We start from the raw sequence: 9490 nt of genomic DNA, 5'->3' as shown, positions 1-9490 counted from the left end.
CAAAAATATTTACAGCCTCAAATTATATTAAAAAATACCGTACTATTTATTTTATAGTACGGCATTTTAATTAATTATTTTTTCTTATTTTAAAATATATTTCTGGTGTATCTTCTTCTATAGTTCTAAATTCATACCCTTGTAATTTATAATAGTCTATTATTTCTGGTAAAGCTGTACAAGTATTCTTTTGTAGATCTGTACAGTGCATAAGCAGTATTATAGTTGATAAATTTTCACTTTCGTTTATAGCTTTTCTATATAATTTACATGGTGGAAGTTTTGGATTTAGACCATCTTCAGTATCTAAATTCCAATCATATATTTTAAAATTATTATCATGTAATTTTTTCAAATAACTTTTGCTTAAATGTTTATAACTTCCGCCTGGAAATCTAATTATGTTAGGTGAAACTCCAACCACTTTATTTATTTCATTACGACATTCAATCATTTCTTTTATAAAATTGTCCTCGTTGCAATAAATACATTTATACTTATGACTATATGTGTGAAGACCTATACCATGACCTTCATCATTAATCCTTTTTACAATATCTTCTTTGCCTTCAATTTGATTACCAATTAGAAAAAAAGTTGCTTTAACATCTTTTTCTTTTAACACATTTAAGACTCTTTCTGTTACTTTATAACTAGGCCCATCATCAAAAGTAAGATATATTATTTTCTTCTTATAATTATTGGTTTCTTCATTTGAATTAACATTAGTACTATCTATGTTAGCTCCTGTAGAAATACTTCTAAAATTTTGTTCAAATATAGAAATGATAAGAAGTATGTTTATAGCAATGAGCAAAAAATACTTCCACTTATTTTTCAATTTCTTTTCCTCCTTGTTATATTTAGTGTATTAAATTAAATCACGAAACAATTTATTTATAATATTTTTTGTAAATTAATTTTATTAATTATAAAATTCACTATATATTATCATTAACTTTTTAATAGTTTTTATTTGTAGTAATTTTTAACATCAATTAACAATTAAGATAAATATTCAATATTATTTGCATAATGTACTATAAATCTTCCTTATTACCTTGAACTATGTGGCCTAAAATTTTTGCATCAAAAAAAGATATACAATTATAAAAATTGCATATCTTTGAATAATAAATTAAATTTAAATATTAACTTCTTCTTTAAACTTTTCTAGTCCTATTCGTTCTATAAAGAATCCAAGCTTTTCTCCTGCTTCTGCATTTTCCTTATAATAATCAAATATGTTATCTACTATTTTTAATGCTTCTTCTTCACTCACATCTTTTACAATAACATCTGCAATTCTTGGATTATACCCTGCTGATCCACCTGCACATACTATAAATCCAGTTTTGTCTGCAATTACCCCAACATCTTTGCTATACACACTTCCACAAGCATTCCTACATCCTGCAACTCCAATTTTAGTTCTACAAGGCATTTCCATCCAAGTATACTTTTTAGAAAGTTTCATTCCTATTCCAATAGTATTATATTTTTCTCTTTTACAAAAACCAGCAGGACACATCTCAACATTTTTAACAGAATTAGCGCTTTTTACAGCAGGTTCCATGCCAAGTTCTTCCCATATCTTAGGTAAATCTTCTTTTTCTAAATTTGTTATTAATATTCTTTGTCCTGATGTTATTTTTAATACACCTTTATATTTTTTAGCTACATCTATTATTTTTTGCATAGTTTCTATAGTTACAAATCCACCTGGTATATGTGGAGTTATACTGTATGTTCTCTTTCCATTTCTTATTTTTTGAAGGTTCCCATAATCCATACTCTCACTCCTTACTTTCCCATATCTAATTTAGTTATATTATTTGCTACACTATATCTTTAAAACATATTCCTATAAACATAATAGGTATAATGATATATTTAATATTAATTAAGTGCTTTTAGCAAATCTTCAAGATTTAATCCATGAACATTAGCTGCATCTTCAAGGCTTTCTGATTGTGCTGATGGACATCCAATACATCCCATTCCAAAACTCATTAAAATTTCTGCTGCATTTTCCTTTATTTTTATTATTTCTCCTACTGTCATATCTTTAGTTATCATAATTTTCTCCTTTTCATATTAAATTTATTTTGTTTCTAATTTGTATATTCTTATTTATATTTTACAATACATTAATATCTAATTCTCTTAATTTACAATACAATACATTTTTAAATGTTATATTCTAATTCGTAGCATTTAAATTACTTATTCCATGTAAGTAATTATATAATAAAGTCTATACAAATTAAGTAACATATGTTACACAATATTTTATATTTGAGCTTTTTTTACTTAACCTTCTCATATAAGTATTTACAAAACTAATTAGATATAGTTATATTCTTATATAGTTTTCAAATCTACTTGACTAATATACCCTTTAAGAAAAATAACTTTAATAAACATGTAAAAATCAAAAAATGAACGTATGATAATGATGTGGTCATACGTTCACTTTTAACATTATAAAATTATGAAAAATATCCTAATTCTATTTATGATTTTTTATATGTATATTTATATAAAATAATTAGCTATTTAATAATAAATTTAAATCCATACACTCAAAATTATTTTTGTACTATTCTTACTATATGTATAGTTAAATATAATAGTTCATCATTAGAAATTTCTTTGTTTAATATTTTTTTAACATAATCTCCGATTAACCTAGCACACTTAACTTCTTTAGGATACTCTTTTATCATTTGTTCAAAAATGAAGTTTTCCTTAGATTCAATCATTCTATCATCTAATAAACGCTGAACAAAAAATTGAAGGTGAGTTAAAAATCTTGAATAGTTAAGCGAATCTTTATCAATAGTTATACCAAAATTATATTGAATTATGTTAAAAATATCCTTTAACATACGTATTGTTAACAACGTATTTTGCATTTCTGCCTCATCGGTCTGTGCATTAACAACATGAAATGCAATATTTCCAGCTTCTTCTTCAGGAAGTTTTACATTAAGTTTATCATTAATATATTTAACTGCATACTTTCCTATTTCAAATTCTTTTGGATAAAACTTTTTTAATTCCCATAATAAACGGTTTTGTATCGTTATGTTTTTTTCATATCTAGTAAGAGCGTAAGATATATGATCTACTAATGTAATAAAAATTTGATCGTTTAACTTTCCACCTAACTTTTCATTGGCATATCCAATAATATCGTTAGTTATTTCAATGTATTCACTAGGCGTTTCTTCTATAAGTTTTACATATTCTCTTGTATCAGTTTCATTTTTTAACACAAATATCTTTTCTATCTTTTCTGTATCTAATTCTTCGCCTGCCTTACGCTTAAATCCAAGCCCTTTTCCCATAACAACAATTTCTTTATCATTTTCGTCTCTTGCTAAAATAAGACTATTGTTCATCACTTTAACTATTTGCATCTTATTCACCCTCATTATCAATTATTTATTTATAAAGGTTTATAACTTTTCTCCATTGGTGTTTATAACATTCTTATACCAATTAAAGCTTTTTTTCTTTATTCTTCTTAAGTCTTTTAAATCAAATTCATCCCTATTAACATATATAAAACCATAACGCTTGCCATATCCTTGATGAGTGCTTACAACATCAATTGCAGACCATGGGCAGTATCCCATAACTTCTACTCCATCATTAATAGCTAACTTTAATTGTTCTAAATGTTTTCTAATATAATCAATTCTATACTCATCATTTATAATTTCATTTTCTTCTAATTTATCTGGTGCACCAATTCCATTTTCAGTAATTAAAATAGGTAAGTCATATCTTTCGCTTACTTTTCTTAAAGTCATTCTAAGACCTATTGGATCAACAACCCATCCATACTTTGTTTTATCTACATAAGGATTTTCAGCTGCACGATATACACCTTGTTCTCCTAACATTATTTGTTGATCCCCTGCTCTTGCTGATATATCAGATGAATCGCCTTTACTTGCAGCTATTGTTGCTGTTGAATAATAATTTATTGCTATAAAATCTGGTTTAGCATCTTTCATTATATCCATATCACCCTCTTTTATAATAGGTTCTAACCCTCTATCTACTAAATAACTCCAAGCTAGTTTATTATATTTACCTCTAACTGCCATGTCTAAAAAACTCCAACAACGAATAGTTTCCCAATTATGAGCTGCAATAGCATCTAGTGGATTACATGTTTCCCCATACATTGCTGTTGTATTAAGTGCTGGACCTATTTTGCCATTTTGGCACATTTTATGACATAACTGCATTACCTTTGCTTGAGCTAAAAGCATATGATGATTTTGCTGATATAATTCTTTTTTACTAGGTAACGTTCCTCCCTTTGGAATACCTATTGCACCTGGATGAAGTATCATTGTATTTTGTTCATTTATTGTTAACCAATACTTTACCTTTGATCCAAACCTCTCAAATAGCACTTTAGCATATTTAGAAAAAGCATCTATAGTATCTCTGTTACTCCAACCACCTTTTCCCTCTAATACATATGGTAAATCAAAATGAAACATTGTAACTACTGGCTCTATATTATATTTATTTAACTCATCTATAAGATCATTATAGAACTTAATTCCTTTTTCATTAACTTCACCAGTTCCTTGTGGAATAATTCTAGTCCATGCTATAGAAAAACGATAAGCCTTTAACCCCATTTCTGAAAATAACTTCACATCCTCTTTAAATCTATGATAATGATCACTAGCAATTTTAAAGTCTGCTGCTCCTTCTGGATGATCACACATATCTATAACAGATAATCCTTTTCCATCTTCATTCCAAGCTCCCTCTACTTGATAAGCTGATGTAGATCCACCCCATAAAAAGTTTTCAGGAAATCCTTTTATATTATTATATATCATATTAGCTCAACCTTTCATCATAATATTTTAAGTGTGAAATCAGACTTTGATATTTTTTCAAAGTCTGATTTTTTTATATTAATATTATCTACTCTGTAATTTTTATGATTTTTTCTCCAAAAGTTACTTTCTTTTCTTCTTCTCCTAATATATCTGAGTATTTATCTGAATTACAAATGACTATTGGAGTCACCATATCATAACCTAATTTTTTAATTTCTTCTATGTCAAAATTGATTAATTTATCTCCAACCTTAACTCTATCTCCGCTCTTAACAAATGATTCATAATGTTTTCCTTCAAGATTTACAGTATCAAGGCCTATGTGAATTAAAATTTCAGTTCCATTGTCACTTTCTATTGCAACTGCATGTTTTGATGCAAGTACAGTTTGAACTACTCCTGAAACTGGTGAAACTACATTCCCTTTATCAGGTACTATTGCCATCCCCTTACCTAAAAGTTCTCCTGAAAATACATCATCATTAACTTTGCTTAAAGGAATTAATTTTCCTGAAAGAGGACTTGCTATTTCCATTGAACAATTCATTTCTACTTTTTCTTCACTCTTTATTTCAGTAGAATTATTTTCTTCTACTTCTTCTTCATCAATTGGATCTTCAAAACCTATAATCCAAGTTAATACAAAAGTAACAACAAAGGCAATTGCACAAGTAATTAAAGCATGAACTATATTCATTGGATTTTCCCCTATAAATGCTGGAAGTGCTGCAAGTCCTGGTGAAACAAATGCATAACGTACAAGTCCTGAAAGCCCTGCATATATACCAGCACAACCTCCACCTATCATAGCTGCTATCAGTGGCTTTTTAAGTTTTAAAGTAACTCCATAAAGTGATGGTTCTGTTATACCTAGTAATGCTGTTATACCTGATGAAGCTGCAAGTTGTTTTAAATTTTTATTTTTACTTTTAACAGCAACACATATAGTAGCTGCACCTTGTGCTATATTTGATGCTAACATACCAGGTCCATTAATCATTTCTGCTCCATTGTTAGTCAATTGCATTGTTGCAATTGGTGTCATTGCCCATGCTGTTCCAGTTACAACAAGGAAAGGTTGTAATGCTCCCATAAGTAATGGTATTAACCAGCTAGCTTTTCCATTAATAAATTCTGCTCCTGCTGCTACTAAATCGTTTAAATATGTACCAAAAGGTCCTATTGCGATTAAAGCAAGTGGTGCTGTAAGCAATAAAATTATTAAAGGTTTAGTAAAGAATTTTATAATTGATGGTGATACTTTTTCTGCAAATCTTTCTATGTAAGACATTGCCCATACAGTAATAATAATTGGTAATACTGAACCTGCATAATCAGTTAATTTTACAGGAATCCCCATAAAATGTACTGCTTCTCCAGATGCCATAAGTATGCCTAAGTTAGGATGTAATAATACTCCTGCAAGTGTCATAGCTAATATTGGACTACATTCAAACTTTATAGCTGCACCATATGCAAGTAATACTGGCATAAAGAAGAATGCTGCATCTGCAATGGTATTTAAAATATAATATGTTTGACTATCATCTGTTAATATACCTGTTAATGTTAAGATAGCTAATACTGCTTTTATCATACCAGCTCCAGTAATTGCTGGAATCATAGGAGTAAATGTTGTTGATATAACACTTATAAAACGAGAAACTATACTTTCTTTTTCTACATTTTCTTTATTTGATTTATTTTTTGAACTTTCAAGAGTTCCTGTTTCATTAAGTATAGCTCTATAGGCGGTTTGTACATCATTTCCAATAACAACTTGAAATTGTCCACCCTTATTAACTACACTTATAACTCCTGGTAGTTTTTCAATCTTTTCAGCTTCAACTTTTGACATATCATTAAATTCAAATCTAAGTCTAGTTGCACAATGTGTAAGCTTATTTACATTTTTTGATCCACCTACAAGTTCTAATACTTGAAGTCCTACTTTTTTATAATCCATAACTCTTCTCCTCCGTTTTTTAGAATAAAAAAAGACCAAAATAAAATGTATTTCTTAATTAAAAGAAATGCATTTTTATTTCGGTCTTGCCTGCTTTACCAGTAACATGCCTTAACAAAAATGTGTTAAAACCCATGTAATCTTTTACTTAAGTAAATAATATCATATATTTTTTATATATTCAACATGTTTTTTAATATAAATTAAGTTTTTTTAATATATAATTTTAATAATTATGGATAAGCTAATATCGTAACATTTTTCTATAAAATATTATGAGCAAATTATAGAAGGAGGATTTATATGAAAAAGAAAACTCTTTACTCAAACAACAATATTACTAATTCTGATCCTGCATCATCTAAATATGCTAAAAATGTAGATAATAAAAGTCATGAAGAAAGTCCTTATGGTGATAATGAACCCTCTCCTCGTACAACTTACAAATAAATTTTATACAAATTTTTAATCACTAATTTTACTGGCTTTTCGTTTGATATCTAGAGATATATTTATAAGTTTAAGATTTTTCACAGGATAATTTAATATCCTGTGAAAAATCTCTTTTCTAAATTTGCATGACAAACTTAAAATCCTCCTAAATCCATCTAATATATCTTTTCTATTTATAAAGATATAAAAATAAAATTAATCTTGATCTATTGAAAAATATTCCAATCTGTACTATACTAAAAACAATTAATTATATTGTTTGATTTTTGCCGCCGGGTAAAAATGCTTTTACAAACATTCGTATTTCATACCATTAGGCCATTGAAGGTATGAAAATTCGAATGTTTTTTTATTTGGAGGGGTTAATTTATGAAAAAAAATATTTTATATTTAAAATTTATGAAATTTATAACTTTAAATGTTCTTGGAATGATAGGTCTTTCTTGCTATATACTTGCTGATACCTATTTTATTTCAAATGGACTTGGTACAAATGGACTAGCAGCCCTTAATCTTGCTATTTCTGTATACAGCTTTATTCACGCTACTGGACTAATGATAGGCATTGGTGGTGCTACAAAATTTACAATACTAAAGACTCAAAGTGAACATAGCAAAGCAAATGAAGTTTTTACTCATTGTATAATCTTAGGTATTGTTATTGGAATTATTTTTGCCCTTACTGGAATCTTAGGTTCTGAATCCTTAAGTCGATTTCTAGGTGCAAATGAAGAAACATTTGTTATGACAAACATTTACCTGAAAACTATATTTTTGTTTTCACCATGTTTTATTTTGAATAATGTTTTAATCGCTTTTATACGTAATGATAATTCCCCAAAACTTGCAATGGGAGGAATGATCCTTGGAAGCCTTTCTAATATTATTCTTGATTATATTTTTATATTCCCACTAAACTTAGGAATGTTCGGAGCAGCCTTTGCAACAGGACTTGCTCCAATAATTAGTATAGTATTATTATCATTACATTTTGTTAAAAATAAAAATAATTTTTCCATTAAAAAATGTAAATTTGATTTAACAATATTTAAAAATATCATTAATCTTGGACTTTCTTCATTTGTAACAGAGATATCCTCTGGAATTGTGCTTATAACATTTAATATTGTCATTTTAAATATTGCAGGTAATATAGGTGTTGCAGCTTATGGAATTATAGCCAATTTAGCTCTTGTAGCAATAGGTATATTTACTGGAATAGCTCAAGGAGTGCAACCTCTTGTTAGTAATAGCTATGGTAACAAAAATTTTCTACAGCTAAAACAACTATTAAAATATTCAATTACTTTATCACTTATAATTTCAGTAATAATTTATTTTACAATCAATCTATTTTCAAGTGAATTAATTTCACTTTTTAATAGTGAAAATAACTCGCTATTAAAGACTTATGCAACAACAGGACTTTCACTATATTTTATTGGATTTATCTTTGTTGGAATTAATATTGTTATAATTTCATTTTTAAATTCTATTGAAAGTTCTAAAGTAGCATTTATTATCTCCTTAATAAGAGGCTTTATTGCTATTATTCCACTAGTGCTTATACTATCATCACTTTTCGGCTTAACTGGTGTATGGCTTGTATTTCCAAGTGTTGAAGCTGTAACTACTCTAATAGCTATAATTTTATTAAGAAATTCAGGCATAACAATTGCTCAAAATAACGAAGTAACTGATATTTAACAAATTCTTGATACTTTCCAAATGGACAAACTATTTCTATATATAAAATAATAAAAATAAATTTTAAGCAAATACTAATATTGAAAACTTTATTTAAGAAGGAGAGATAATTTATGGCTAGTAGAACAGGCACAGTTAAATGGTTCAATGCTGAAAAAGGATATGGTTTTATTTCATGTGATGAAGGAGATGACGTTTTTGCACATCACTCACAAATTAAAGAAAATGGTCCTGAGAAAGACCTACATGAGGGTGAAAGTGTAACTTTTGATATACAAGATGGTGAAAAAGGTCCCATGGCAACAAATATACAAAAATTATAAATTACTTTAAGACTTGGCTCTGTTTTTGTAGAATGTTGATATATCTATAAGGGTAGACGGCTCTGTAAATAATTTTGTGTAAACTCAAAAAAATGAACTCCTTCTCGGTAATAATTATGATAACAAATCATTACAAGAAGGAGTTTTTTTATTCTTTAGGA

At 27.8% G+C, this 9490-nt stretch carries 9 protein-coding genes; 3 read left to right on the top strand and 6 right to left on the bottom strand.

What is annotated here, in order from left to right; translation table 11 throughout:
• Positions 1–70 precede the first annotated feature (70 nt).
• From NG904_RS06660 to NG904_RS06635, 6 genes are all read right to left on the bottom strand, one after another.
• Entirely contained in the window at positions 71–841 is a 771-nt protein-coding gene (locus NG904_RS06660) for a polysaccharide deacetylase family protein (RefSeq protein WP_252230641.1), read from the bottom strand.
• A 303-nt stretch (positions 842–1144) separates the two neighbouring features.
• Positions 1145–1792 carry a ferredoxin-like domain-containing protein gene (locus NG904_RS06655; protein ID WP_252230640.1) on the bottom strand — a complete coding sequence of 216 codons (648 nt, stop codon included), beginning with the start codon at positions 1790–1792 and terminating at the stop codon, positions 1145–1147.
• A 107-nt stretch (positions 1793–1899) separates the two neighbouring features.
• Positions 1900–2079, bottom strand: coding sequence for a DUF1858 domain-containing protein (locus tag NG904_RS06650; protein WP_252214195.1), 180 nt, complete (start codon positions 2077–2079; stop codon positions 1900–1902).
• Between the two features lie 512 nt (positions 2080–2591).
• Positions 2592–3425, bottom strand: a complete 834-nt coding sequence (gene licT, locus NG904_RS06645) for a BglG family transcription antiterminator LicT (RefSeq protein WP_252214197.1) — start codon at positions 3423–3425, stop codon at positions 2592–2594.
• A gap of 39 nt (positions 3426–3464) precedes the next feature.
• On the bottom strand, positions 3465–4877 hold the full coding sequence (locus tag NG904_RS06640; protein ID WP_252230639.1) for a glycoside hydrolase family 1 protein: 1413 nt from the start codon (positions 4875–4877) through the stop codon (positions 3465–3467).
• Positions 4878–4965: 88 nt separating this feature from the next.
• Entirely contained in the window at positions 4966–6846 is a 1881-nt protein-coding gene (locus NG904_RS06635; RefSeq protein WP_252230638.1) for a beta-glucoside-specific PTS transporter subunit IIABC, read from the bottom strand.
• A 303-nt stretch (positions 6847–7149) separates the two neighbouring features.
• Between NG904_RS06635 and NG904_RS06630 the strand changes: the two genes are divergently transcribed.
• From NG904_RS06630 to NG904_RS06620, 3 genes are all read left to right on the top strand, one after another.
• The gene (locus tag NG904_RS06630; RefSeq protein WP_252230637.1) at positions 7150–7296 is read left to right on the top strand and encodes a hypothetical protein; all 147 of its coding nucleotides are present in this window, start codon (positions 7150–7152) and stop codon (positions 7294–7296) included.
• 372 nt (positions 7297–7668) lie between these two features.
• The gene (locus NG904_RS06625; protein ID WP_252230636.1) at positions 7669–9006 is read left to right on the top strand and encodes an MATE family efflux transporter; all 1338 of its coding nucleotides are present in this window, start codon (positions 7669–7671) and stop codon (positions 9004–9006) included.
• Positions 9007–9119: 113 nt separating this feature from the next.
• Complete coding sequence (locus NG904_RS06620) at positions 9120–9329, top strand: cold-shock protein (protein WP_252214208.1); 210 nt, start codon at positions 9120–9122, stop codon at positions 9327–9329.
• Positions 9330–9490: the final 161 nt, after the last annotated feature.

Origin of the sequence: Clostridium sp. ZBS15, from assembly GCF_023845705.1 — a bacterium.
Taxonomy (GTDB): domain Bacteria; phylum Bacillota; class Clostridia; order Clostridiales; family Clostridiaceae; genus Clostridium; species Clostridium aquiflavi.
This window is presented reverse-complemented; position numbering and strand designations above follow the sequence as displayed.

Excerpts from the sequence above, each read along its gene's own strand:
- NG904_RS06640 (WP_252230639.1), bottom strand. The coding sequence starts at position 4,877 with ATGATATATAATAATATAAAAGGATTTCCTGAAAACTTTTTATGGGGT.
- NG904_RS06655 (WP_252230640.1), bottom strand. The coding sequence starts at position 1,792 with ATGGATTATGGGAACCTTCAAAAAATAAGAAATGGAAAGAGAACATAC.
- NG904_RS06625 (WP_252230636.1), top strand. The coding sequence starts at position 7,669 with ATGAAAAAAAATATTTTATATTTAAAATTTATGAAATTTATAACTTTA.
- licT (WP_252214197.1), bottom strand. The coding sequence starts at position 3,425 with ATGCAAATAGTTAAAGTGATGAACAATAGTCTTATTTTAGCAAGAGAC.
- NG904_RS06650 (WP_252214195.1), bottom strand. The coding sequence starts at position 2,079 with ATGATAACTAAAGATATGACAGTAGGAGAAATAATAAAAATAAAGGAA.
- NG904_RS06620 (WP_252214208.1), top strand. The coding sequence starts at position 9,120 with ATGGCTAGTAGAACAGGCACAGTTAAATGGTTCAATGCTGAAAAAGGA.
- NG904_RS06630 (WP_252230637.1), top strand. The coding sequence starts at position 7,150 with ATGAAAAAGAAAACTCTTTACTCAAACAACAATATTACTAATTCTGAT.
- NG904_RS06635 (WP_252230638.1), bottom strand. The coding sequence starts at position 6,846 with ATGGATTATAAAAAAGTAGGACTTCAAGTATTAGAACTTGTAGGTGGA.